This window comes from Shewanella sp. SM71, from assembly GCF_025653905.1.
GTDB classification, from domain to species: Bacteria; Pseudomonadota; Gammaproteobacteria; order Enterobacterales; family Shewanellaceae; genus Shewanella; species Shewanella oncorhynchi.
In genome coordinates, this window is the sequence record NZ_JAKKRW010000026.1 from 39,538 (window position 1) to 65,064 (window position 25,527).

A 25,527-nucleotide genomic window follows, 5' to 3' on the forward strand; every position below is an offset into this window, starting at 1 on the left:
CGAAACCACTTAAAATAATGCCTAATTAAATCATACACAAAAACACGAAAATTGCAATGTATTCAACCACTTTTAGCCAAAATTTACCCTGTAAAGTCAGGGTAAATCGGCGGTATTATGAGGTTTAAAATCCCGCTGGCATTAGCGCATCAAAGTAAGCTTTTTGTGCATCATCCAGCCCCTTGCGCTCGCCATTCACTAAGCTATCAACCTGCGTGGCCAAATCCTTTTTCTTGAGCGTAGCGGCTTGTAATGCCCACTGTTCACCCATGACAGGCTGAGCCATATCAATCAATATCGGCACACTCACGCGCTTAAAGAAGGTTTCCGCTGTTGGACGCCAGTAGTTAGACCATTTCACATCGAGGGTCGATATCACAGCCTCAACCGCTTGATGGCTGCTATCAATGGATGCCTCGAACATCATGGCCGTGGCGTAAGCGACCTGCTTTTCTTTCTCTTTTACATCGAGAACGCAAAAAGCGTTAAAGCGCTCTGCGACCGTGGATAGACCAGCCCACACTAAATTAAAGCTCGCTTTAATATCCTCGATTAACTGCACCGCTTTGTTATCGGTGAGCTGCCCCGTTTTAGGGTGACAGGTGGTGTCGTTCACGCTCAAATGTAGCGGACGACTGCCATAACGAGAATCTGTAAACGCACTCGCGCACACAGAGAAATGCAGCGTATCAAGCGCAACGCTTGGCGCACTCATTAACGCATGTTTAGCGATAATCAACCGCTGTGCGCGTAGGTCGTCATTGAGCGCAGCGGAATAGCCGCTCGCGTCCTTATCTTCAATTTTTTTCACGTCACCATCGTGTAGTGAGTCTACTTGCGCACTGGCTTGTAATTGTGCCAGCGCCTTTTTATCGTCTTTACGCACCAAGCCCATATAGATACTGACGGGCTCACCATAACTTTTTAGCACTAATAAACACCCTGCGAGTGCCATTTCAGCGGCATCATACTCACCCGCTTTTCGGTCTAGCAGCCCAAAGCCTGCAAGTTCATCGTATTCAGATACGAGCTTAACATCCGCCCACTTCCAGCCACGCGCGATTAACTTTGCTGCTTCGATTTCCAATTTTGCGGTCGCTAATGCTTCGAGCAACGCTTTATCATCAAGATAGACTTCATCACTGAATAAATCTGAGGTCACAACCCCGCCCGCTTTTTCGTATTCGTCTTGGCCTACAAACTGAGCCAAATAGTGCTCTGCACTCACTGCGGCCTCTTTAAGCATGTTGCGAAACTGATTTTCGTTGTAACGTCTATCGCCTACCAGCTCCCACACTTCGACTTGTTTTTCGACACTGGCAATGGTGAACACCATTACGATATCAAGCGACACATTTCCCGCTTTGTACGCATCGAGCACAACAGGGGCGACCATGCTTAGCTTCATACGCTGCTGCACGAATTTCGCCTTTACACCAAACCGCGCCGCCACATCAGCAATGCTTGCGCCTTTATTTACCATGTCAGCAAAGGCGTGAAATTCATCAACTGGGTGCATATTGGCGCGCATAAAGTTTTCAGTGAGTGATAGCTCCGTGGCAAAGTTGGCCACATCTTCCGCTGTCAGCAATTTAACAGGCACAAGCGCTGTCGGTTTCAGCTTATTACTTTTAACCGCCTTAATGAGCTGTCTTAGTCTACGGCCTCCCCCAAGCACAGGGTATAAGCCTTGCGCGTTCATGGGCTCAACGATTAAATTTTGTAAAATGCCATGCGCCAAAATAGAGGCATACAACTGTTCATCATCTTCCTTCGCAGCATCCCCTTTACGCACGTTCAGTTCAGATAACACCAACTGATTAATCTGTAATTGCAGTAACACGGGCTTTGCAGTTGTCGCCAATGCCACCACAGCGTTAGCCGATTTTTGAGCGATATCGGGCTTGTGAGAGCCTGCTTTAGTCTTGTGGCTGGTAGGTGAAATGCTGGCTTTAGTGTGAGTTGCTTGCGCTTGAATTGAGTTTGTCATTGCTGGTTTTCCTGTCGTTTAAATATCGTTCTCGTCTTCGCCTAACTTCCTGACTCATTTCACGTTCTGACAGACAAGGGCGCGCAGCGGCGAAGCGAACCCTTTTCGGGCAGGTTGTTAAATGAGACAGATAAGAAGTGACAGCGCAGACGTGAACGGTATTGACAGGGAAACGATGACAAGCGAGAGGCCAGCGCAGGCTTACTCACACTTTAGCCGGCAATGAACCGGACAGTGCTTTAGGCCGTTGCGTTAGGGATTGGCAAGCAGGAACGTAGAGCCACGGCAAGCTTGCTTGCCATCAGTGGCTCACGTTATCGCGGGGAGCGAAGCGAAAAGCCCGACCGTCAGGGAACGCCCAGTTTAAGACCAATCTCCGGTGAGCTCAGCAGTCATATAGTCACGGTATGCGTTAACCACCGGTGCTGGCAATTCGGCCTCAGCCTCGTTTCCGATAAATGCCTCAACAAGACTTTTCGGAAAGCCTAGAAATGTGGGTTCCTGAAAACGCTTTGCTGCCTCAACCAGATTTAAGGCGGTTTCCAATGAAAGGCCAACACTCACGCCCATATAACCGAGTTCTTTAGCCGATTTTATCGCCTTTTCAGTTTCATCAACAAATCCTGTCAATGACTCGATAACTTGTGGTTCTGGCATATCAGGATCAAACATTTTTTAAACTCCGATAGTCTTATCGTTTAAATACAAACCAAATGCCCAATTTACAAGATTCCAACTAATATCAACAACTTGAAATTCATCTACTTCTTGCCGCGCAATCTTTGAGCGTTCGGCAGATCTATTTAGTTATTTTCCGCTCAGTTAACACTAATGATTGAGAAGCCTTTATGCTCCCCACATTCAAGACATGAATCAGGCACTTTGTCCCCTTCAAAATAATGCTTGTTATCACCGCATTTTTCACAATGAGAGCAATAAACAGCATCGTGCATTTTGGCCGCAACTTTATGAAGATCAGACAAATCTACATTTAATTTCATGCTTTATATTCCGTTAATGCTTCGCTTTAAGTGGGTATTTGTCAGGATTCTTGATGCCGTCCAGAGTCAAATCCACATCGAGATCAGGCCAACAAAAACCACTACGGCCTTGTTTTTCAACATTGAACACGGCCTTAACTGGCGCGCTCTGGAACCAAGGGAACTCTTCAAAACTTAAAAAGTGTTCCTCATTATCAGCCAACAGCCAAAGGCCAAGGGGGTTAACCCCTAAAACCCTAACCGAAGTGTCTTTGCCAAGCTGTTCTGATTTCATTTTCATGACTCCTTACGCTCTGTTCGAGCTTGTTCAGCTCTTTAACTGATAAGTTGTAACTCTTGGCTAGCATGATTTCTGGCTCTAACCAAAACTTTGCTTCACCGTCCTCGCCTACAACGTGAACGTGCATGCGCTGTTCTTCGTTGGAATAGAAAAAGAACTTGTAGCCTTTTTCTCTGTAAACCGCTGGACTCATTTTCAATTCCTTACCGCCTTAATACGCAGTTATTATGCGCGGTATTCGCTCAAAAATCAACAAACAATGTGCGATATCCACTCATTTTTTTTGACGAAACTTAATCCCGTCTACGATCAATTCAACTGCGGGGCGTCTCGTTTTCCACCAGTCATAAAACGTGCGCCGAGGCACCTTTGCAATATCTGCAACTTCTTGTGCATCTAGCCCTACCTTAGCGCGGCAGTATGCCGAAAAAGCATCTTTATCAGCGGATTCCGCCATAATTTCCTCTTAAATTTACCAAACTATCAACTTTACAGTGTGCGCTATTCGCTCAGAAATGGCAATAAGTCAAACCCAATCAAGACCGCACATTTCTTCAATCCGCTTTGATTGAATCACAATATAGTCAATGGTTGTTTCGGCGCTGGCATGGCCGAGGATTCGCGCAACAGATTCAATATCAACACCACTGATCACAGCGTTAGTACAAAGCGATTTACGCCCACTATGGGACGATGCCGAGGGCAAGCCGCATTTCTTATAAATTTCACGCATAGCCTGTTCTAGCGAGTCGCAAGCCCAATACTCCCGTACCTCTCCTGATTCGAGCTTCCTTGGTTTCGGCTGTATCGAGTATGGAGCGCCACGTAAGGTATACAGAAAACGTGATTCGGGGATCAACCCCTGATACTCGGAGCGTCCAGAGACACCCCATTTTTTGGTTAAGCGATGATTTACCCACTCTTGGATTATTGCCCTCGATGTGCGATTTGAAAGCCAAACTGTGCGGGGTTTTAAAAATTTACAGATATTGGCGGGAAGGTGGATTTCATCCCTAATTTTGCCGTTTGCAAATAGAACGTGTTCCGTTCTGAGTAGAGCGATCTCAGTCACGCGCATAGCAGCATGTGATAATACCAAGGCGCAGCGTTTAGCTTCACTGTGGGGCATTAAAACACACGTTCTTAGGACTCGGTTTATTTCTGCGGGGGTAAGTGCGTCAGCGCGGCTCATTGTCTGTATATCCTCTTATAAGTGGAATATGCAGACAATGCGATTTAGTCACTGCCTAGTCAGTGTAACACGGCATTACGCCGAACTTTCACGGAAAGCAATTTACACAGGTAAGAGAATAAAAATTCATCAGTGGTAACTTGAGATCCAGCCGAATGCCCATATTTATATCATGGGTAATTTCGCCCTGTCCTAGTACGGTAAAGATCAATGGCTTTAGTTAGAAATGGTAATAAAGATCAAGTAAAAGAGGCCAACACTGAGTCCAACAAAGCTTTCGATAAAATACATAAGCCTGGCGAAAAGTGTGTTCATGAAGGCATCTATAAGTGTGTTGGCTGCAACAAAGAAGTAACCGTTGCCGGAGGGAAAACAATCCCCCCACAAAATCACCATCAGCACACGTCGGCGCAGGGTGATATTCGTTGGAAGCTTTTTGTTTTCGCACAGTAATGATAGAAATCGTCCCCCCTGTGTTCTCTTGACACTCGCGGACAAGACAGAATATCCATACTAATAGCGCGAAAATATGATTATTCAGATAAATAACGCACAAGCGGAACCTTTGGCTCCGCTTTTTTGTACTTTAAATTCATCGTTTCCGTGATGCTTAACCAAAAGTCCAGACACCACGGAATCAAAATTTGATTCCGTGCCTAATTAACATTAAACCCGTAAATTTCATACTTTCTGATTAAACTTCTAAAAAATCAGACAGCGAACCAAAGCCCAGTCGGTCAGAAATAACTGCACATATTAAAAATATAGCCGGTGGTAAATACCACATACCAAGCGTCATACCTGCTGCAATCCACAGTGTTAACTCACAAGATAAGGAAGCAATCAAGGCAATCATACAAATTTTTGTCATATTCAACATGCGTTTCTCTCTAGCTATATGATTAGTAAAATGGTTAGGTTTTTAGTGTGGGTATATCAGACCAACGAGTGGTGTACTGCGGCGACAAAAACTCGCGGCGCATGGACCAATGTTGCTCGCTGCCTTGAGACGCAATATACAACATATCACGGCCATACCGATTATTCAGACTATCAAAGATTTGCATTAAGTTAGAGTCACTCTTTGGTGTATTAAATAAGTCATATTGCACTGACGTTTTATGACAAAGATCAAGCAGGCCTACACCAATCAGGTAATAGCGCACACCAGGGCGATAGAGGTTTGATAGCTCGCGGCTAACCGCGGCGCACAGTTCACGACTGTCATCAGTGGCACAGGCAAACTTAATAACTCTTTTAAAATAAACAGGCTGTGGGTCATGCGGTGAGTTTGCGGCAAACACGACCATCGTTTTACATAACGAACCTTGTTCACGCGCCTTCGCCGCCGCTATGGCGGCATGTTTAGCTAACGCTTGTTGTAAATTATCACAAGAAGTTATACGTTCGCCAAGGCTGCGAGTGGAAAAAATTTGTAATTTATCTGCTTTGGTTTCATCCCATGTTTTACAGATCTGGCCATTGAGCTCCCGCACCGTTCGTTCAACTTCTATCGAAAAATGTTGTCGTGCAATTTTCGGCGCCAGTTGTGCCAAATCATATGCAGTATGCACACCCAGCAATCCCAGTTTTAACGTTAGTTTGCGGCCAATCCCCCAAACTTCATCAACTGGCATCAATTTTAAAATTTCAATCCGCAGTGCATCGTTATCGATCACGCATACCCCCTGATATTGCGGCAGTTGTTTCGCGGCATGATTAGCCAACTTCGCCAGGGTTAATGTCTCACCAACCCCCACGCAAACAGGTAAACGGCACTCACGCCAAACAGCACGGCGCAACAGGGTACAATGGGCGTTTAAATCTGGGATTGCTGCACAGTGTTGAAATGACACAAACGACTCATCAATGGAGTACACGTATTGCTCGGGCGCAAACCGTCCGATCACTTGCATCATTTTTGCCGACAGGTCGGCATAAAGTGCATACAGTTGGCTAATAATTCCTGCTAAAAATAGACGAGTAAGTGATCATCCTTTCTGCTACATAGATGTTGCTGCTCAAAGTAAGGAGCAAATTTCTTCACGCCAACGGACTTGGCCGCGCGGTTGATTGCCACACAACAGCCGTCGTTGTTGCTGAGTACAATCGCGGGAAGTCCGCGCAAGTCGGGCCTAAAGACCATTTCACAGCTTACATAAAACGAGTTGGCATCAATTAATCCGAACATGGTTGACTCAGATATTGTTCAAGTAAGCTTGAATGCTCATGAAGTCGGATTGATTTAATGATCACCCCTTCAACCGAGAAGGTATCCGCATCATCGATAGCAACGGACGTCATGTTTTGCTGTTGATCGATAGAAACCAGTAACCGGCGCTTTTCATCGAGGAGCTTTACTGGCCACGACGATAGCCATGTTGCTACGTTGAGCAGCGCGGTCTATCACTAAAATGTCGCCGTGATAAATGCCGACCCCTTCCATCGAGCGCCCCGCTGCGCGGCCAAACCACGTAGAACTAGGATTCTCAACCAACAGTTGATCAAGACTAAGGGGTAATTCAATGTAATCCGCAGCTGGACTTGGAAACCCCGAAATTCCCGCACTCGCATTGCATGTGATGAGTTTCACAACACTAAACCACTGTATAAATAATCAGTAACAATAGCAGTAAATAAATAAAAATCTAAAATTTCGATCCTGCTGCCAGTTCCTGACTTTTTTCGGTGGGTAATCACCGCGCTCTTTGCGATGTTATCCACAAAAAATCAGGGGTCGGTGGCGAGTGGCTTTTCTCTTAAATGGTAATGTGTGATAGAAAAACGGTAAACAATGGTAGATATAGCCGCTTTTGTTGCATAAATCTGGTCAATACCCGCAGATTATTGGTCACTTGTTGCATATTACTTGGTAAGCTCATGGCAACTGTCTAGATCCACGGTGAACAACTCCTAGACAGCCAGCCCCCTGCAAGGGGGCGCTCCATCTTTATAAACGCCAAAAGACGACAAAGGATACAAATGACTATTAAGAGTGAGTATCTTCGTGTCATTTTGGGATATTTCCGAGTTAGCAATGAAATCGAATTAGAATCTATTCAGCATATGAAGTGGCATAGTGAATTTGGCCACCTAATAAGAAATGTTATGATCTCATTCATAGCGAATTTAGGTGACAAAATGAATAAAAGTCAACGTGCTCGATATAGCGCTGCGATTAAACTCGAAACTGCCCAATTAGTCATTGACCAAGGCTATACACAAGAAGCGGCTGCCAAAGCCATGAACGTAGGTAAATCGACGGTCAGTAAGTGGTTAACGCAACTTCAGGTTGAACGCAAAGGGCTTGCTCCTAAAGCCTCACCCATGACGCCTGAACAGATAGAGATTAGGGCACTTAAACGAGAAATTGAGCGGATTAATCTTGAGAAAGAAATCCTAAAAATACCCAAGGGGCACGCCGAGGCTACAGCTCTCTTGATGTCGGACTCGCTGAACAATTCTCGATAATCGAGAAGCTCAATGAGAGCAGTAAATATCCTATTTCAGTGTTATGCCATGCATTTAGCGTGAACCGCAGTAGTTACCGTTATTGGGTGAGTCATGAGCATATTGTGACGTCAGAGCAGCGACGTTTAAAATGTGAAATCAAAGCGATACATGCACAAAGTAACCAGTCCGCTGGTGCGAGAAACATTGCCACTATTGCTTCTGAACGGGGTTTTGCACTAAGTCGTTATCGGGCTACTAGGCTAATGAAAAAGCTAGGATTAGTCAGTTGCCAACAACCGAAACATCACTACAAGAAGACTGGGAAGGAGCATGTCACTATCCCCAATATACTCGAACGACAATTTGCAGTGGTTGAACCAAACACCGTTTGGTTGTTGGCTGACAAAATAATTCTGAAATGCACAAAATATATCTAAACAGTGACAATAAAGTTCTAAACCACAATTTGATCACACGAGTAAAAATAGGATTATTTTCATGACACTAAATGCATTGATTGATAGCGATTTACATACAGATAATGTTGTGATCAGAACTAAAGTAGCAGTGTATTCTGTACCTGATAACCCTCATAAATCTGACATGTTGGCTTATGATGGGATCATGATGTATGGCTACAGAAAAGTTAGAGAAATCAATGGTATTGGGTTTGTTTTTGCTCACAAAATGAAGTTTGGAAATAGTGATTTATTGAAGCATAAAGGCAGATGGGTCTTAGTTGATGTGTCAGATTATTGGACAACAACAGCGAGAGTCGGCTTTAGTCATCCACATGATGGTGTTCAATACAGCGGAGTACGGTGTAAGGCGCTATCTGTGTAAGTGAGAAAAATATTTCTATTTTAGAATTATTTTGTCATTAAATCATGTTTAAGGCCGTACAAATGCGTCTTACAAATTGATTCACTTTAGAACATTTATGTAAGACAACATTGGTGTGGCGATGTCACTTACATTTTGGTGGGTAATCGCTGGTGCTATTTAGCGGTTGTACTGGACTTATTTTCCAGAAAAGCGGTGGGTTGGGCAATGTCATTTTCACCAGATACTGAGTTGACAGCAAAAGCACTGGAAATGGCATTTGAATCACGGGGTAAGCCTAAAAACCTGATATTTCACTCAGACCAAGGCAGTCATTACACTAGTCTTAAATACCGTCAACGGCTGTGGAAATATCAAATAACTCAGAGCATGAGTCGCCGAGGCAACTGCTGGGATAATGCGCCAATGGAGCGATTTTTCAGGAGTTTAAAAACAGAATGGGTGCCAACGCAAGACTATAAGAGTTTTATTGAAGCTAAACAAGATGTGACTGATTATATTATTGGTTATTACAGCCAAGTCAGACCACATCATTACAATGCAGGATTAAGCCCAAATGAATCCGAGCGAAGATTTTGGGAAGATTCTAAAACCGTGGCCAAATTTAGTTGACCACTTCAATAAGGCTACCTTCGGGGAGTTGTCTAATTTTATCGATCAGCTTGTTTCTGTTAACCTTTTTGTTACTCATAATTGAGTTATCCATAAGACAAATACAAACTTGAAAAACATTTTTGGCTAAATCGATACCAATAACTTTAATATCCATGATGGAAACCTCCTGAACTATTTGTCAGCTTCAAGCTTGGCATAATACTGCAAGCTTAGGTGCTGAGGCGTCCATCACATTACTATCAAGATATTCTCGCCCATATCGCAGAAAGAATGATAGAGTATATCATCTGTTTTTCTGCATGTATTTCAAAACATCTCCTAAACTAATTCTATATTTACTAACAAATTCCATTTTATCTTCTTTAAAATAACTGATTTTTACATAAAGCAGCTGGCCTGTAGATTGTTCTTTATAACTCATTGAATTAGTTATGTCGTATAACCCCTTCAAATTTAGAGGAACACCTCCTGCATCCGTGACTATATTTCCAGGTACAAATGCCGATGCCTGATTGACTGTCTGCACTAGAATATCTTGCAAAGGAAATAGGCCTACATATTTAGCTTTTTTTATATAGTTCGTTACCCCTATATATATATCAGGAAGTTCTTTTATTTTATTCTCAATAAAAACACTAGAGTTTTTCTCCAAAAAATTAAAAACTTGAACGGCGGTACCAATTAGCACAATGGCTTTAATGCCAGCGCCTACTTCTGAAAAGAGATATTGACCTTTACTATCCTTAATTGCCTTAGTCATATCATCTGTAACTTGCATAATAGAGAAGAAACTTCCTTGTATGACAATAGTAGAAGGGTCTCGCCAAAAAGTCACATAATTGACTTGTTCGACTCCACTTGTTCCAGTCGTTACATTGTGATTCATTATTCATACCCTCATTGTGTTGATAAATGGCATTGAACATATTTAGCCACTACTATAACTATTCTGACATTCCCCCCTCCACTAATCGTGATTAGGAACATGTAGTTAAATTTAAATAGTTGTAGTTAAGTAGACTCTGTTGAGCTCTGTTGTTCCGCAAATACTCTGGGAGCCACATTGACGTAAGCGTCAATGAAATCATACTGGCGCAATTTTTTTCCTTCTCATATCTTTCTTATATAACTCGACAATATTTAAATATTTATCTACTAAATATCAATAGACCCACTCCTGAAACGTATTTATATAGTGGTTCCTGAAACGTATTTATATAGTGGTGTTTTTGGATGATTGATGTCCAGCCTAGAGTTCCGATAACTTGACGAAAAACAGCACTGTCATAACCTTTCAACCTACATTAGGTGCTCAATTAGCTTGGGAGGGTGCATAGTATCGTATTCCTGGTCTTCTGATAATTCGAAATAAATAGGCAATCCTTCACTGCTCACTACTGAATAAATTTAGGTTGAACGCCTCGATATTTACCAATAAGCTGCAATATCGAGCCATCAATCAAGAGCAATTCTATATCAGCAAGGTTGGTTAAGGCTTTGAATAAATAAACCAGAATGCCTTTCTTCGACCATAAATAAACCGATTAAAAACCGTACTCAAATGACTAAGCTATTGGGGTAGGCTCGTCAAGGGATACCTGCTAGACGGCGGTAAATAATACCTTCAAGTGTTTGTCTATGTTCCGGTTTATTATAAACGCGTCCAGTGCTTTTTCATTAAATGAAATCGCTTCCCCTGCACATCGGTTAGCATAAGACTTGGCATGGCTCGAAGTTACTTTTTGGCGAAGCAAATTATAATATCTTGCCATACTGTCTAAAAAACACTCTCGAAAGATCAACAAACTCTAGCTTTAGTACCCGTTTCTAACATGACGTCAGGGTTGGTATTAATAATAAGTTCTGCGTTACTGTTATCTATATTACTCGCTTCATTATTATAAAAATCTAAAACGACAATACCGAACCGGTCCCCTTTTTGTTTACGCTGTAAGAATTCTGTAAGCCCTGGATTCATCATGGGATCGACTTTACCTAGCCCGCCGCCCCAACAGTATTGGTAGGGGGTGTGCCCACCTTGAGAGATACTATTATAGGTAATGTGCATGACCCCATCATTAGGGGTCTCTATGGCACGATTAATTGAAGATTCAACTGCCGCCATTTTCTTATGAGTATCATGCTCTTTATATTGATCTTCAATCTCAAAAACCTGGTTTTCAGGTGTTGTTAACGCAAAAGTTTCATCAACCTTCCAGCCATTTGACAAATCTATGCCTGAGCAGCCAGTAAAGCGCCTTAGTAAGACTATCTTACCTTGTGATTGCTGTAATGTTGGTACTCTCCCCCCCAAATAAAACAAATTCTGATATTTATCTTGCCCGACGTAATATTCGAACCTCTCTTGTACGCCTTCAACGCTGCTTGTTGCTGCGTTCATTAGCATTATTATTGTTTCACTTGGGTTTTCAGAGAAAAAACGGAGGCAATCATTAAGCACATCGCCTAGAGAAATGTCACAACTGATGATGCCATGATAAATATTTAGAGGATCAGATTTTGAACCGTTTGCTTTGACACGTATATCGAGAAAACGAATGCCATCACTTAACTGGGTATAAATATCAAAGTTTTGTGTTCTGGCTCCTATTGGTGGGGCCTTTTCTGTACCGGAGTCATGAGTACCGGGTATAGAAATTTTGTCTAATGTTAAACTTTTATCTAGCGCACTCATCCAATTCTTTGTGTTTACATGAGACATATTATTCTCCAATTTTGGCTATCTGTCGAAATAATATCTGATAGACTATGACCCACAGGTAATAGCCTATCAGTAAGTTTATTATATGAATGAACTAATTTAGTATAATAGTTCTAACCATCAGTTCGGCTTTATTTGATAAGACTTAAGGTGCTGCGTACTTACCTGTCATACTTGATTTAGTATCAGAATTGTCCATTTGGAATAAGAATAACTCTACTGTGGTATTTGAACCACTAATTAATGCAGCTATAGAACCGGAACCAACTTGATTGTGCTTTAAAATGTCGAGGATTAGTTGGCCACTCGCAGTAATAGCGCCTACGGGGTTCTCTGTAACTACATTTTTTACAATCTTTAACGTATCTTTCGCTAAGCCTTCAGCATACTTTAGGTCTACAGTGCCCCCCCACGTCACACCGATCATGTCCTTCGAGCCAATCCACCAGTTATTGTGGCTTAAATAACTACCTTGCCCTAAAAGGAAATCGTCGATAATATATTTAGTGCCATTAACGGTAAGGGTTAACTTTCCACGTACTGCAAAATTAAGTTCTGCAGGTTGGTGATCGTTAAATGTTTTAGCTATGACCCCACCTCCATGCGCGTTGTTCATAAACCAATGCGAAACATCGCTTGTTTTATGACGGCCAGCTTTTACTACTAGGGTTTTCCCGTGGCAAGTAACGCCTTCATAAGGTTGGCCATGGCTAATGCAATGGTCCTTTTCAGTAAAGGAAACGTCTGACAGTCCTTCAATGTTAAATACAAACTCATTATCGTGAATTTTAATTCCCATTATATTATTCTCCGTTATTTTTATAACTTTTTAACTAACTTAGGGTGTGAAATATTATTACCGAAAAATATGTTAAACAATTTTTAACGGTAAGTTACCTCAACAACAAAAATAGCAACTCAGCCAGTTAACGCAATACTACTTTAGAACTATTTAACACTATCATTAATATTTAGTGAGGTATGTAAATTTTGTCGCTAACTGAAATTTCGCCGCATTAACTTTATCGTACTAGAACCATTAAATACGATTTAGACTGCAAAGAATGAAAACATTACTACAGTGAGTTTTTTAAGTGCACCTCACCCTGTACCAAGACTATAGTATATTTGCAGCTAATTTAAAAACCCAAGCAAATAGTATGATGTTCTGTAATAGGGTTTAGGATAAATCAATGGATAAGTATAAAGGGATAATAGTTTTTTAAAAAACTGGATATATTGACTAATAACACCCATTCTTAATTTGTGTCATTTGCAGATCATACAGAGTTATAGCTATTTACCTCAGTGCTGATCTTAATCATATTTCATGCAAGCATGTATTACACGTATAAAATATCGCCCAAGGAAGATCTGCTTTGCAGACTAGATAACTAAGGATACACAATGAAAAAATCACTACTCTTCTTAGCTGTTAGCTTAGCCATTGTGACCCCTGTTCTCGCCCACAACACTCACACGAGTACTCCATTAATCGATAACATATCAAACCACCCACAAACGCAACCAGCACCGCTCCCCCCTTCAGCGCCAATTAGTATAATTGAATCACATAGACCGCTCCTGCGAGAGACGCCATTGATGGCATCGCCCAATGATCCGACGATGACTGAACCGCCTAAGATACACTCGCGCCAGAAGCGAGAGATATCGGAGCAACCGCTACTTAAGTTACAGAGTCGCAGCGCTACACTGCAGAGCAATGACTGCAGTGACTTTGTCGGTAAATCGGACCAAGCCCTAGTGGATCAATTGAGCCAATCGACACCCGAATGTGTCGGTAAACTCTATAGCCTCAAAGGCAGTAGCGCGACCGCACTATTTAGCGAGGCCAATGTGATCAGTGTCGCCAATGCCATTGCCACTAAAGCAAAGGGCTACACTGGGGTCGATATTCAGCATCTTGAGTCCCATATTTACTTTATTCGTGCCGCCCTTTATGTGCAGTTTTACAGCCCAAATGATGTGCCCGCTTACAGCAATGTTGCTAAGGTCAGCTTAAAATCTGCCCTTAATGCTTTATTTGCGAACAATGCGATTTGGACTGTCTCCGATGCTAATGCTGGTGTGTTGAAAGAAGCCTTAATCCTGATTGATTCTGCCGAGCTCGGCGCCGATTTCAATCATATAACCATTAAAGTGCTTACGGACTACGACGCAAACTGGCAAGCCAGTTTTGCCATGAACGCCGCTGCTAACTCAGTATTTACCACCTTATTCCGCGCTCAATGGAATAATGGCATGCAAGCACTGTTCGCTCGGGATCAAAGCATTTTAGATGTACTGAATAACTTCCAACTCGAACATCGCGACTTGTTAGGCACCAATGCGGAGTATCTTTTAGTCAACTCAGTCAAAGAGTTATCTAGACTGTATTATGTTGATGCTATGCGTCCGAGAGTAACCCAACTGGTCAAAAATATCCTTAACAGCTCCAGTAAAACCGAACCGAGCAAAGTGCTGTGGTACGCGGTAGCTGAAATGGCCGACTATTACGATCGTAGTCATTGTAACGATTACAATATCTGTGGTTTTAAGGCGCAATTAGAAGCCGATACTTTACCTTTCAATTGGAAATGTTCCGACAGCCTTAAGATCCGCGCCCAAGATTTATATCAAGATCAAGCTAAATGGGTCTGTGATGTGCTAACCAACCAAGAAAACTATTTTCACAGCAAACTCGAAACAGGGATGCAACCCGTAGAGCAAGATAATAACGATGACTTAGAGCTAGTGATCTTTGGCAGTTCGGTGGAGTATAAATCCTTAGCCAGCAGTATCTTTGGTATCAATACCGACAATGGCGGCATGTATCTCGAAGGTTCGCCAGCCGGACTCAAAAATCAGGCACGTTTTATCGCCTATGAAGCCGAATGGCGCACACCGGATTTCCACGTCTGGAACCTGCAACACGAATACGTACACTACCTCGACGGACGCTATAACTTGTTTGGTGACTTTAGCCGTGGCACTTCGGCCAATACCATTTGGTGGATTGAAGGCTTAGCGGAATACATCTCTTACCGTGACGCCAATACAACAGCCATTGCTATGGGTGAAACTGGCGAGTTTATGTTGTCGACTCTATTCAAAAACAACTATGAATCTGGTCAAGACCGCATCTATCGCTGGGGCTATCTGGCGGTGCGTTTCATGTTCGAACACCACAGGGACGATGTGAGACAGATTCTAGTCTACCTACGCAACGATCAATATGCAGAATATCAAGCCTTTATGGATAATATCGGCACACGTTACGATAACGAATGGCAGGGTTGGCTCGCCAGTGGTTTAAGCACTGCTGACGATGGCATAGTCGATAAGGGCCCGAGTGATGTCGACGCTGAGCCCAGTGGCCGGGAAGGCAACTGGATAGGACCAGCAGGCACTATCAGTAAGGATTACTCACCTTGCCAAGTGACTAATGAAGCCTACCGTTATACTGAATCGGCCAGCCTGAAAATTGATGTGCCGATGGAATGTATCGATTCAAAACTCGGCCGCGCCAGTTTCAGCTTCACCAATAGCGATCGCACAGCCCAAGAGCTTTGGATCAAGATTGGCGGCGGTTGGGGGGATGCCGACATTTATTTCGATTCTAGAGGCTGGGCAAGCCCTGAGCAAAACCAAGGCGCTGGTATCGGTAATGGTAATTATCAAGTGATTAAGGTGCAGTTAAACCCTAACGAGTATTGGCACTACATTACCTTATCGGGGGATTTTGGCGGCGTCGATATGCAAGTCAGCACCACTGAGCTATTTGCTGATATCGACCCCGATCTGGGGGATGGCGGCGTGGATCCTGAGCTACCAGCCAATTGCGGCGCAGTGACCTTAGATTACGGTAAGCTCACTCTAGGCAAAAATGAGTGCATCAGTGGCGGGCGTAACAGCTTCTATTTCTGGGTTGAGGAAGATAATACCCAGTTCACTGTCACCACTAAGGGCGGTTCAGGGGATGCCAATATTTACTTCAATGCCAGTCAGTGGGCCGACGCAGATAATGCCGATGCAAAGAGCGATCAAGCAGGAAATCAAGAATCGCTTAGCTTCAGCTCCAATCGTGGCTGGCGTTATATCACGATTGATACTGCCACTGAGTTTAGCGGCGTAACCCTCACCCTAAATACCAGTTCGAGCAATACTCCTAGTCCGGCGCAAATTGCGAATGCCTGTGCAACTCAAGCGCCCTTAAGTCAAGGTGTACTGAGTGCTGGCAAAGCCGTATGCATTGCCGATGGCCGTAGCGATTATTACCTCTGGATACCCGAGGGAACAAGTCAGTTAAGCATCAACTCGGCTCACGGCAGTGGTGATGTCAGCTTGTTTTCTGGAACAACTTGGGCTAATGCGCAACACTTTGATGCCGCGTCTGTAACACCCGGGAATACGCGGGAAAACATCACGGTCAATACACCAAACGAGGGTTGGTATTACATCACAGTGCAAAGTGAGCCCCAAAGTTCGGGTGTCGCACTGCAAATTAATTTACGTTACAATTGACCCAACATTTAAACATAATCATCCTTAACCAATACATAGTACGACACTCTGTAATGAAGCCGCTAACGGGTTAATTAACACAGTTAGCGGCTTAAACTACAGATTCATAGAATCTGTATTCTGGATATTCATCTATTTTGGCAACAACGCGGGTATATTAAAGATCTCGGTCGCTGACCTCTGATGATTTTCTGATAAATAATTAGAGTAGAGTGAACTTGCACCTTAACGTGTGATCAGATGGAAGTGCGAACAAACATCAATCACATGGCATCAACGCGTAAGTATTAACTATCTTAACATCAATATCTCTACCAACATTGTCCAAAAATTAACCAAAACTTACTCAATAGCCTCATGGTTGCTTGCCGAGCACTTATCAACGCGGATTGCCTCACCTTAACATATTTAGGACGGCACATTGATGACACCAGCACACAGACTAAACACTCAATAAAACGCATGGATATATTACTGGGCAAACCGTATCTTCACCATGAAAGACTGGCTGTTTATCAGTGGCATGCAAAGTGGCTACTGGCAGCACATACGATACCGACCATATTGGTGGATTGGTCAGATATGCGTGAAAGGCGGGAGATTATTGCGCCACGCGCCTCTATCGCTATCAAGGGTCGTTCTATCACGCTCTACGAACGAACATTTCCGTTAGTGCTGTAAGGAACTCAACCTGCCCATAATCTGTTTCTGAATAAACTCCATAGAGCACATTGTTCTGGTCTAATCCCATCGGACACTTAATTTTGAGACAGTAGGGTCAATAAATTAAGAGGCCTATATAAGTTTAAAATAAATAATTTCAATAGCCACTGATGATAAATATTGGCTCAAGCCAGAATTCAGATAATAACTGCGACACTCAAATTGAGGTGTAGAAGAAGCAAACTGCTGAAAAGTGGTACGCTTTATCTCGCCAAAGTAAAAGTGTACTGGTCAACCCAAACTGGACACTTTTACTTGAGAATTCTCAAACTCTACAGGTGACAGATCGTCATTAGCAGAATGAAGCCGCTCCAAGTTGTAATATTTCATGTAAGCCGTCACATTTTGCTTCATAAACTCCCTTGTTGGTTGAGCAACTTTAAAAATCCAATCGTGTTTCAAGCTACCAAAGAAACGCTCAACAACGGCATTATCCCAACACGCACCCACATCACCCATGCTGGCTCGGATACCATAAATTGCTTACTGGTATATTGCGAGCCTCGGTCACTGTGAAATACCAACCCTCTGGCCAGTTGGCGCAGGTTGTAGGCTTTTATTAATGCCTTAGATATCAAATCCGTGGTCATGCGTTTGTCTATGTGCCATCCCACAATCCGGCGTGAATATAAATCCATCACCACAGCTAAATACATCCAGCCCTCACCCGTCTTTAGTAGAGTAAGAGGCAGAGCGTAGTTAAACTATTTCTCTGCCTCTCCTCTCCGAACCGTACGTGCACCTTTCAGCGCATACGGCTCTCCGCCTAATTGTGACTAACAGCCATTGCAACATCGCTGTAGTAAGATGTGACCGTGTTTCTAATTTCATCTCTAAGATAGGGATTAGACTCTGGCACTCGCCACCTGAACGGTAATTTAGGACTGCTCACTAATCTAAATAGTGACGCGCCACATAAGTTACCTCGGTTACTTTTGCCAAATAGTACCCAAGTCAAGGCCTGATTTGGTGTCGGTCTTTTGATCCATTTCATCATTAATGACTTGATAGAACAACGATATTTCCTAGCCAACCACTTGGCAAGTTTCCAGAAAACGATACGATCAATTTTACTGTAAACCTTAGCGGTATAATCAGTGTGCCGATAAAATTGCGCCCAGCCCTTTAGTTTGCGACTGAGCTCTTCAACCTTGTCAATCTTGCTACAACTGTGATCACCTGATAATGCTTTACTCAATGAATAAGCAAATACTTTCGCTTTACCATTTGGGATACCAGTCACTACGCGCATATTCCCTTTTGGCCCACGTTTTCGAATGAGTCTATGTCCAAGGAATATAAAACCATCATTTACATGTGTAATATGAGTTTTGTCCATATTTAACGTAAGCTGAAGCTTACCTTCGAGGAAATGGCGACATTGATCCCTAATAGCTTCCGCTTGCTGTTTAGTACCTTTGACTATCACTAGAAAGTCATCAGCATAGCGACAATAAGCGACGGCTGGTTTCCATTGTCTGTCTTCCTCAATCGCAGGTTTGCGTTTGATTTTGATACTGTGATTCCAGTACCAACGGTCCTTACGCGCTTTCTTACTCAAGTAACATTTATCCAGATATTGATCGAACTCATTTAACATGATGTTTGATAATAAAGGAGAAATTACACCACCTTGTGGTACGCCTTCGCTTGTCGCGCAAAATAGGTTACGTTCAACATGACCCGCTTTAATGAAGCGCCATAGCAATTCATTAAATCTGAGACAACTGATCCGTTTACGTACACATTTCATCAGTAATCGATGATGAACAGTATCAAAGTAGCTTGATAAATCACCTTCAACGACCCAGCGGCCTCTTGTCTCATTGGATTCAGTCATTTGTAACTTAACTGTTCTAATGGCGTGATGAACGCTACGCTCAGGTCTAAAGCCATAGGATAACGAATGAAAATCATTTTCCCATATTGGCTCCATGGCCATGAGCATGGCACGTTGTACTATTCTGTCTCTAAGTGTGGGGATTCCTAAAGGTCGCTGCTTTCCGTTGGCCTTGGGGATATAAATTCGTCTCGCAGGTTTCGGTTGATAGTTACCCGATAGAAGGTCATTTCTGATCTCATCAAGGTAGCTTGCCAAATTCGCCTGTAAATGAACTTTTGTTAGCCCATCAACACCGGGGGTTTTAGCGCCTTTAGAAGTAAGCGTTACTTGTGCCGCTTGACTAAGCCAATGCGGCTGACTGATTAGGCGCAGCAGTCGACTAACACGGTGTGTTTTATCGGTTGCTGTCCATGTCGCTAATTTGCGTTGCATTTCGCTGATTATCAAAGGTCTTCACCTCATTAAGGTCAGGTAATTTGCTCTCGCAAATCAATTAAACTGCGTCCCTTCGCCATGTAATGGGCTTTCCCCATCTCAGACTACTACGGACACTCCGCCAGCTTGTTTGTCATCGGGGTCGTGCTCCCTTATCATTCAAAACAAGCCTTCCCCGGTTTACCTATCTGAACTCAAACATATTGGGGTGGATGCCGATCGCAGTCTTTAACCTTATCGTACTGTAAGGTGATGATGCTTAAACGCGAATTGTGATTTGACGTTTATCCATTAATAAGTACTTACCTGTTACTCGTTAATTCGGTAATAGTGCCCATACATTTAGCACTGTTACAGCAACATACTGCCTGTTAATTCGTGTAGGCAGTGGCGACGTTTCAGCCCATAGATGCGGGTTAATCGGTTCATGTTCTTCATCCGTCCAATACTTAGTCTAGAGGAGCATCTTGGCTTAACGAATTCGCCTCACTCCCCGTTGTCAGCGAGTTACATCACCTTATCAGCATACGATAAGTCACTGCCGCTCAGACTCAACTACCTGCACAACCAGGTAGTGCCATAAACTCGTCAGCTCCTGCCGTGTTGTTTATGTATTTCAGATAGACTCGTGGTTCATTAAAGCATTCCTTACTAGTGCTGAACTCCGGGCACACAATAGGTCACGTCACCCGCCCAGACCTCATTAGCCGATACTGGATTAAAGTTCATGTTTAACAGGTTATCAGCCACTGCATCTGAGTGTTTTCGCTGCGTAGTCACCTTGTAAGCGCGTCGTTGGGTTGCTTTGAGTCGAAGGCGGTGCATAATTTTACGAACAAGATAGCGACCAACCTGGTAGCCTTCCTTGCGCAATTTTTTCACCATTTCACGATCCCCTAAGCTGCCTCGACTTTGCTTAAATAGCTGTCGAACAAGGCGATAAAGCTTCAGTGTTTCAAGGCTTATCACGTTTGCAGGGCGTTTATGCCAATCGTAATAGCCTGATTAACTTACACTCATTACTCGACATGACAGTGCTATGGGAAACAGGTGAGATTGCAGTTTGATGAAACGAAATCTTACTTCATTTCTCTCGCAAAGAAGGCGCTGGCCTCGGCGTGCCCCTTGGGTATTTTTAGAATGCCTTTCTCCATGCGTAATTCTTTGTTTTCTTTACACAATCGCTTCAGCTCATCACGCTCAGACTCTTCTAAGGTGATAGATTGTTTCAGGGCTTGGTGTTTTTCCTTCCAGTTGTAAAGCAGACTGGTGTTAACTCCAAGAGACTTTGCCGCATCGGCAACGCTATAACCTTGCTCTAGCACCATCAAGACGGCTTCATCTTTAAATGCCTGCGGATAACTCTTATGTGATTTTTTCAGACTCATATAGACCTCTTAATTTATTGACCATACTGTCTCAAAATTAAGTGTCCGATGGAATTAGACCAGAACAGATTGCCTTAAAGTGTTAACTCAACTTGCTCTTGCTTTAAAAATTTAATGATACTGTGTAATCTAGGCACCCTCTCTTTAAATAAATTATCATACTGAACTAGCTGACCATTGACAATATTAATTTGATTATCTAGTTCTTTAATTTTTTCTTTGTCAGAACTTAAGGAGTTCTGAAGAAACTTGTCATTCGATACAGAAAGTAATGTGTCACCTTGATTCACAATATCGCCTTCCTTTACCGCTATTTGACTAACGACACCGCTTGTATGGGAATAAACTCTAGAAAGCCCATTCGTTGGGACAAGATAACCTTTAACCTTTTCTTTTTTCATAATCAATACAAAAAAGGAAAGTCAATATAAAAACCACAAAAATAGAAATGAAAAACAAAATAATTGAGTAATGTATTGGAGTTATTATTACAGCTTTCCCATAATATGTGGTCTTGTTTTTTCTAAAACCTACCGCCTAAATAACTTTGACATTGTAATTCCGAATATACTAATACGTTCTTAATGTTAAGACGACAAAGGATACAAATGAGTACTAAGAGTGAATATCTTCGTGTCATTTCAATGGAAAAATGCGTAATAGGCCCTTTGCTCTAGCTCATCAGTTTCGGATTAAAATTTCTATGGGTTTAACGTTTGGTTAAGGCATAGTCAATTGCATATATCAATGACTCAACATCTTTAACAAGTAATTCTGTATGTTTTTAGAATGTCTTTCCCCATGCGTAATCCTTTGTTTTCTTTACGCAATCGCTTTAGCTCATCACGTTCAGACTCTTCTAAGGTGATACCCTATTTCAGGGCTTCGTGTTTTTTCTTCCAGTTGTAAAGCAGGCTAGTGCTAACTCCAAGAAGTCATTAGAAAGTATCATTTACATCAATTATATTGCCGTCTTGTAGCGCAGCATCTATTGTCAGTTGTTGGTTGCTTCGCAACTTCAGAGTTTAAATTATATAAAACATCTTCTTTTAAAAAAACTAATATTTACTATTTATTAATATTTACTATTTAAAATGGAGTTATATTATGACAGTTGATTCAAGTTTTTGTAATGTTTTAGCAAATAAGCCTTCTCAAGACTCATCAGTTTTTGATGCGTTTTCTAGTACTTTTAGCGACTTAACTGGCGCTTGGGAGGAATTTGGTAAAACAGGTTATTTAGACCCATTAAACCAACATCTTAAATTAGCATGGGATACCTCACAAAGCGGAACGGTTGATTTTACAGCTTTAGCAAAAGCATCAGTATCTTTGCTCGGGTTGATACCTGGAGTGGGACCTGCACTTCCATTTATTAACATGTTCATAGGTTTTGTTTTTCCTAAAATATTTGGTGGAGCCTCAGGTCAGAATGCAAATCAAGCATATTTTGACCTGATTATGGAACAAGTTAAAATACTTGTAGATAATGAGTTTAGAGATTTTACCCTAAATGATTTAAACAATGACCTTGATGGGATCGAAAAGCAACTATCACATTTTCAAAGTGACATGCAAGTCGCTATTGGGCATAGTGTATCGCCGGATGTCGGGCTCCTAGCACCAGAGAAGTTAAATGAGCAAACACAATTAGACAAATTAGTAAGCGTAAGAGAATCATTTAAAATTGCAAGAAGTACGATTGAAACAGCATTGCCTCATTTTAAAAATCCAAAGCTATCAGCTAGCGATAGTGATTTTAATAAAGAGACGGTTATGTTAACCCTACCAATGTATACCATTGTCGCCACTTTGGATCTTGTACTTCAGCAAGGATATATTTTATTTGCAAACCAATGGGAATCAGTGTTTGAACAACATGATTATGTACAAACACTGCGGAAACAATTACAAGACAATATAAAAAGTTACACAAAAACAGTATCTGATACTTATAATAAATTTTTGCCATCACTAAAAAAAGATAATAAAGATTCTACCTTAACATATAATCGCTATGTTCGTTGTATGAATCTCCAGTGCTTTGATATTGTATCAACTTGGCCCGCATTAGATGATCAATACTACTACAATACAAATTTTAAATCTGATCAAACTCGTTTAGTATTTTCTGATGTCGCAGGGCCATGGGAAGGTAATAACAAGATATTTGCAAACGTTATAGATATTTTCAGTCCAGTACCTGGTGGTATCGGGTTTAAAGAATCTTCAGATTTAAGAACGTTTACATATAAAAAAATGGAATTATCTAATGTTAGGTTTAATAGTTATTATAACAAAGGAAAAGGTAAGAATGATGTAGAGCATGGTTATTGCAATGGAATTGCATTACAATATGGTGGTACATCAATAACGGCTGGAGACAACAATTCAATTCGTGAAGTTTCCTGCCCTATTACTTATCTTAACATCCGCTCTCAAAACTCCATGTATTTGGATTTAAGCATTGTGTACGTTGATAATAGAGTTGTGGCGGGCACAGCCCCAATTGGACCATCTCAAGTATCTACCAATACAGCATTCAGCAACCAAAAAATAAATGCGATATATCCTATTCAATCAGACGATAAGCCTGAGAAGCATGCAGATACGCATTCGAAATGGGGATTTATGAGTAGTCATGTTCCTTTTGATCTCTTCCCCGAAAACTATATTGGAGATATAGATGAAAAATCTAATAAAGGAATATCTATTATTAAAGGTTTCCCTTTAGAAAAGGGACATCTTAACAGTGGTGAAATGTTATATGTAAGCGAACCAGCCAACAGCGCTTCTGCTATAAAACTTGTTCATGGTCAGGAAGTTGCGTTGCCAATTATTAATAATCTTACTCAGAAATACCGAGTGAGAATTCGTTATTCCTGCATTAAAGATGTTAAATGTAATTTTAACATTCGATCTGGTAACTCTAGTATTTATAGTGGAAACATAATGTTTTCGAACACCACAGATCCAGCACATGACACCCCGTCTAGAATGTTTGTCCCTGGGAACAGTGGAAACTTCGTTTTAATGGAGTTATTTAAAGAAGGTATGTTATTCGAGAAAGGTAGTATTAGTATTAGTATATCTAATCTCGATGCAAATGAAGTTTTCTTAGACCGAATTGAAGTGATTTCAATGCCATAAATCTAATTAAATATCACTTTAAAACTGGATGATCATAGCCCGATTTGTTTATTTAAATGCTGTACAAGTCGGGTGATAATGGTTGGAAAGTGTTGAATTAATTGAGTTTTGGTAACCAGCGATGGTATTTCACCAATTAACAGCTTAATTGCCTAGTGCCCACTTCATAAGCACCTTGGTAAGGGTGTTTATGAAGGAGTTGCTCTGAGTTCGAGCCTCAGGTGGGTCGTTGCTTGATTTTATGCATGCTAATGCATTATAAATGCTCGACTAACCATAGCTTTAAATCAGCGATTTTCATCGGTTTAGCAAAGAAATACCCTTGTAAAAAATGCACTCGACGACTCAAATAATCCACCTGCTCCTGCGTCTCAACTCCTTCTGCAACCACCACATATTTAATCTTATGATAAAGTTGGATAATTGTTCTGATCCCATCGGACACTTAATTTTGAGACAGTATGATCAATAAATTAAGAGGTTGGGGTTGTAAGTGGGAAGCCGCCAAAATTTTGCGGGCTTGACTCCATGTATTTACATTATTCCAATTGCCTTCATCTATACTGATGAGAGCAATCTGATAATTACACGTATTTTAACATTCATCAATCACACTGGTAACATTGTGATTTTAATTTAATTAACCGTGATGCTGAACCATCATGTCCATGCATTCATCACAAGACTATGGCGTATAGGCTGCGATAACGTCAGGATTATCCATAAGCTACGCTTTCACCTCTGAGAATGGAATACCGGTTACTTTGCCCATATCAATCTCCCAATTTTGAACACGATCTTACTGAGTTTGTACTGGTCAACTAAATTTGGCCTATCGTTCAAAGTGAATCGTCACCGATACAGTTAGCTTCTCATCTACATTCGGCATCATCCCAAATTAGACGAGCTACGCCATTGTTACAATGTGTTCAAATCCCGAACGAAAAACCTCTTTCTATTGATACACCGTACACCCTGTTTGCTGAAAAATTTGCTTAGCAGTAATAATCTTACTTTTTTCCTTCGGCTTCAAGGTATGGTACATGTCGACTAACCCCATAGCATAACCGCCACCATAACTCATAGCTCCCAGTGCTCTTTCTTGCCCTTCTGAATGATCAATACTTTTTGTCATTTTCTGTTGTTCGATTTGAATATTAGCAATTTTGGAGAGTCCCGCACACATACCAAGCTTACTGTTGTGATCAAATGTAAGAGTAGAGGCATTAACCTGAGAAGCACAGCATATCAGTACTAACGCCAATACATTTATTTTGAACATATGAACCTACCTAAAAATGAACTTTGAATCGCCACCATCACAGTAGCACCTTGTAGCATTACAAAAATTGGGGCAACAAGTATGAC

Annotated in this window: 18 protein-coding genes and 11 pseudogenes; 7 read left to right on the plus strand and 22 right to left on the minus strand. The window is 41.8% G+C overall.

The genetic code is table 11. The features are described 5' to 3' along the window. Positions 1-124: 124 nt before the first annotated feature. The 7 genes from L5L97_RS20300 to L5L97_RS20330 all read right to left on the minus strand — a co-directional run bounded on the left by L5L97_RS20300 (position 125) and on the right by L5L97_RS20330 (position 4,463). Complete coding sequence (locus tag L5L97_RS20300) at positions 125-1,990, minus strand: ParB/RepB/Spo0J family partition protein (RefSeq protein ID WP_263183753.1); 1,866 nt, start codon at positions 1,988-1,990, stop codon at positions 125-127. Positions 1,991-2,353: 363 nt separating this feature from the next. Further along, the gene (locus tag L5L97_RS20305; protein WP_263183755.1) at positions 2,354-2,662 is read right to left on the minus strand and encodes a hypothetical protein; all 309 of its coding nucleotides are present in this window, start codon (positions 2,660-2,662) and stop codon (positions 2,354-2,356) included. Between the two features lie 146 nt (positions 2,663-2,808). Next, positions 2,809-2,991 carry a hypothetical protein gene (locus L5L97_RS20310; RefSeq protein WP_263183756.1) on the minus strand — a complete coding sequence of 61 codons (183 nt, stop codon included), beginning with the start codon at positions 2,989-2,991 and terminating at the stop codon, positions 2,809-2,811. Between the two features lie 13 nt (positions 2,992-3,004). Continuing rightward, positions 3,005-3,265, minus strand: coding sequence for a DUF2442 domain-containing protein (locus tag L5L97_RS20315; RefSeq protein ID WP_012197931.1), 261 nt, complete (start codon positions 3,263-3,265; stop codon positions 3,005-3,007). Continuing rightward, entirely contained in the window at positions 3,228-3,464 is a 237-nt protein-coding gene (locus tag L5L97_RS20320; protein WP_012197930.1) for a DUF4160 domain-containing protein, read from the minus strand. Before L5L97_RS20320 ends, L5L97_RS20315 begins: the two co-directional genes overlap by 38 nt. A gap of 81 nt (positions 3,465-3,545) precedes the next feature. Further along, positions 3,546-3,728 (minus strand): hypothetical protein, encoded by a 183-nt coding sequence (locus tag L5L97_RS20325; protein ID WP_048908703.1) that lies wholly within the window; start codon positions 3,726-3,728, stop codon positions 3,546-3,548. Positions 3,729-3,797: 69 nt separating this feature from the next. Next, positions 3,798-4,463: a tyrosine-type recombinase/integrase gene (locus L5L97_RS20330; protein ID WP_012197929.1), complete on the minus strand. Its 666-nt coding sequence runs from the start codon at positions 4,461-4,463 to the stop codon at positions 3,798-3,800. A 210-nt stretch (positions 4,464-4,673) separates the two neighbouring features. On the opposite strand from L5L97_RS20330, the gene L5L97_RS20335 reads away from it, so the two are divergent. Beyond that, positions 4,674-4,916: a hypothetical protein gene (locus tag L5L97_RS20335; RefSeq protein ID WP_263183758.1), complete on the plus strand. Its 243-nt coding sequence runs from the start codon at positions 4,674-4,676 to the stop codon at positions 4,914-4,916. A 241-nt stretch (positions 4,917-5,157) separates the two neighbouring features. Here L5L97_RS20335 and L5L97_RS20340 read toward each other — a convergent pair whose 3' ends face one another. The 3 genes and pseudogenes from L5L97_RS20340 to L5L97_RS20350 form a co-directional block, all read right to left on the minus strand. Next, on the minus strand, positions 5,158-5,343 hold the full coding sequence (locus L5L97_RS20340) for a hypothetical protein (protein ID WP_263183759.1): 186 nt from the start codon (positions 5,341-5,343) through the stop codon (positions 5,158-5,160). 34 nt (positions 5,344-5,377) lie between these two features. Beyond that, positions 5,378-6,654, minus strand: a pseudogene (locus L5L97_RS20345) (Y-family DNA polymerase). Further along, positions 6,642-7,056 (minus strand): annotated as a pseudogene (locus L5L97_RS20350) (S24 family peptidase). The pseudogenes L5L97_RS20345 and L5L97_RS20350 overlap by 13 nt, the downstream one beginning before the upstream one ends. A 548-nt stretch (positions 7,057-7,604) precedes the next feature. On the opposite strand from L5L97_RS20350, the pseudogene L5L97_RS20355 reads away from it, so the two are divergent. From L5L97_RS20355 to L5L97_RS20365, 3 genes and pseudogenes are all read left to right on the plus strand, one after another. Then, positions 7,605-8,308, plus strand: a pseudogene (locus L5L97_RS20355) (transposase); the annotation flags it as partial. A gap of 106 nt (positions 8,309-8,414) precedes the next feature. After that, positions 8,415-8,759 carry a hypothetical protein gene (locus L5L97_RS20360; RefSeq protein ID WP_263183762.1) on the plus strand — a complete coding sequence of 115 codons (345 nt, stop codon included), beginning with the start codon at positions 8,415-8,417 and terminating at the stop codon, positions 8,757-8,759. A 105-nt stretch (positions 8,760-8,864) separates the two neighbouring features. After that, positions 8,865-9,371: pseudogene (locus tag L5L97_RS20365) on the plus strand (IS3 family transposase); the annotation flags it as partial. Between the two features lie 7 nt (positions 9,372-9,378). Here the strand turns inward: L5L97_RS20365 and L5L97_RS20370 are convergent. From L5L97_RS20370 to L5L97_RS20390, 5 genes and pseudogenes are all read right to left on the minus strand, one after another. Beyond that, positions 9,379-9,528, minus strand: a pseudogene (locus L5L97_RS20370) (IS110 family transposase); the annotation flags it as partial. 129 nt (positions 9,529-9,657) lie between these two features. Next, positions 9,658-10,260 (minus strand): hypothetical protein, encoded by a 603-nt coding sequence (locus L5L97_RS20375; RefSeq protein WP_263183763.1) that lies wholly within the window; start codon positions 10,258-10,260, stop codon positions 9,658-9,660. Positions 10,261-10,417: 157 nt separating this feature from the next. Then, positions 10,418-11,100: pseudogene (locus tag L5L97_RS20380) on the minus strand (IS5/IS1182 family transposase); the annotation flags it as partial. Between the two features lie 72 nt (positions 11,101-11,172). Next, the gene (locus tag L5L97_RS20385; RefSeq protein WP_263183766.1) at positions 11,173-12,096 is read right to left on the minus strand and encodes a phosphatidylinositol-specific phospholipase C; all 924 of its coding nucleotides are present in this window, start codon (positions 12,094-12,096) and stop codon (positions 11,173-11,175) included. A 145-nt stretch (positions 12,097-12,241) separates the two neighbouring features. Beyond that, complete coding sequence (locus tag L5L97_RS20390; RefSeq protein WP_263183768.1) at positions 12,242-12,895, minus strand: hypothetical protein; 654 nt, start codon at positions 12,893-12,895, stop codon at positions 12,242-12,244. A 608-nt stretch (positions 12,896-13,503) separates the two neighbouring features. Here L5L97_RS20390 and L5L97_RS20395 point away from each other — a divergent pair. Both L5L97_RS20395 and L5L97_RS20400 read left to right on the plus strand, forming a co-directional pair. Next, positions 13,504-16,620, plus strand: a complete 3,117-nt coding sequence (locus tag L5L97_RS20395) for a M9 family metallopeptidase (RefSeq protein WP_263183769.1) — start codon at positions 13,504-13,506, stop codon at positions 16,618-16,620. Positions 16,621-16,950: 330 nt separating this feature from the next. Beyond that, positions 16,951-17,370 (plus strand): annotated as a pseudogene (locus L5L97_RS20400) (IS4 family transposase); the annotation flags it as partial. 204 nt (positions 17,371-17,574) lie between these two features. Here L5L97_RS20400 and L5L97_RS20405 read toward each other — a convergent pair. From L5L97_RS20405 to L5L97_RS20425, 5 genes and pseudogenes are all read right to left on the minus strand, one after another. Then, positions 17,575-18,029: pseudogene (locus tag L5L97_RS20405) on the minus strand (IS3 family transposase); the annotation flags it as partial. An 80-nt stretch (positions 18,030-18,109) separates the two neighbouring features. Further along, positions 18,110-19,633, minus strand: coding sequence for a group II intron reverse transcriptase/maturase (gene ltrA / locus L5L97_RS20410; RefSeq protein ID WP_411568960.1), 1,524 nt, complete (start codon positions 19,631-19,633; stop codon positions 18,110-18,112). A gap of 651 nt (positions 19,634-20,284) precedes the next feature. Beyond that, positions 20,285-21,009: pseudogene (locus L5L97_RS20415) on the minus strand (IS3 family transposase); the annotation flags it as partial. Positions 21,010-21,083: 74 nt separating this feature from the next. Further along, positions 21,084-21,410, minus strand: a complete 327-nt coding sequence (locus L5L97_RS20420; RefSeq protein WP_263183770.1) for a biotin/lipoyl-binding protein — start codon at positions 21,408-21,410, stop codon at positions 21,084-21,086. 381 nt (positions 21,411-21,791) lie between these two features. After that, positions 21,792-21,941, minus strand: a pseudogene (locus L5L97_RS20425) (transposase); the annotation flags it as partial. A gap of 175 nt (positions 21,942-22,116) precedes the next feature. Here L5L97_RS20425 and L5L97_RS20430 point away from each other — a divergent pair. Next, positions 22,117-24,159 (plus strand): insecticidal delta-endotoxin Cry8Ea1 family protein, encoded by a 2,043-nt coding sequence (locus tag L5L97_RS20430; RefSeq protein WP_263183771.1) that lies wholly within the window; start codon positions 22,117-22,119, stop codon positions 24,157-24,159. A gap of 256 nt (positions 24,160-24,415) precedes the next feature. Here L5L97_RS20430 and L5L97_RS20435 read toward each other — a convergent pair. Further along, a pseudogene (locus L5L97_RS20435) lies at positions 24,416-24,586 on the minus strand (EAL domain-containing protein); the annotation flags it as partial. 528 nt (positions 24,587-25,114) lie between these two features. Then, positions 25,115-25,441 carry a hypothetical protein gene (locus tag L5L97_RS20440; protein ID WP_263183773.1) on the minus strand — a complete coding sequence of 109 codons (327 nt, stop codon included), beginning with the start codon at positions 25,439-25,441 and terminating at the stop codon, positions 25,115-25,117. Between the last annotated feature and the right edge of the window lie 86 nt (positions 25,442-25,527).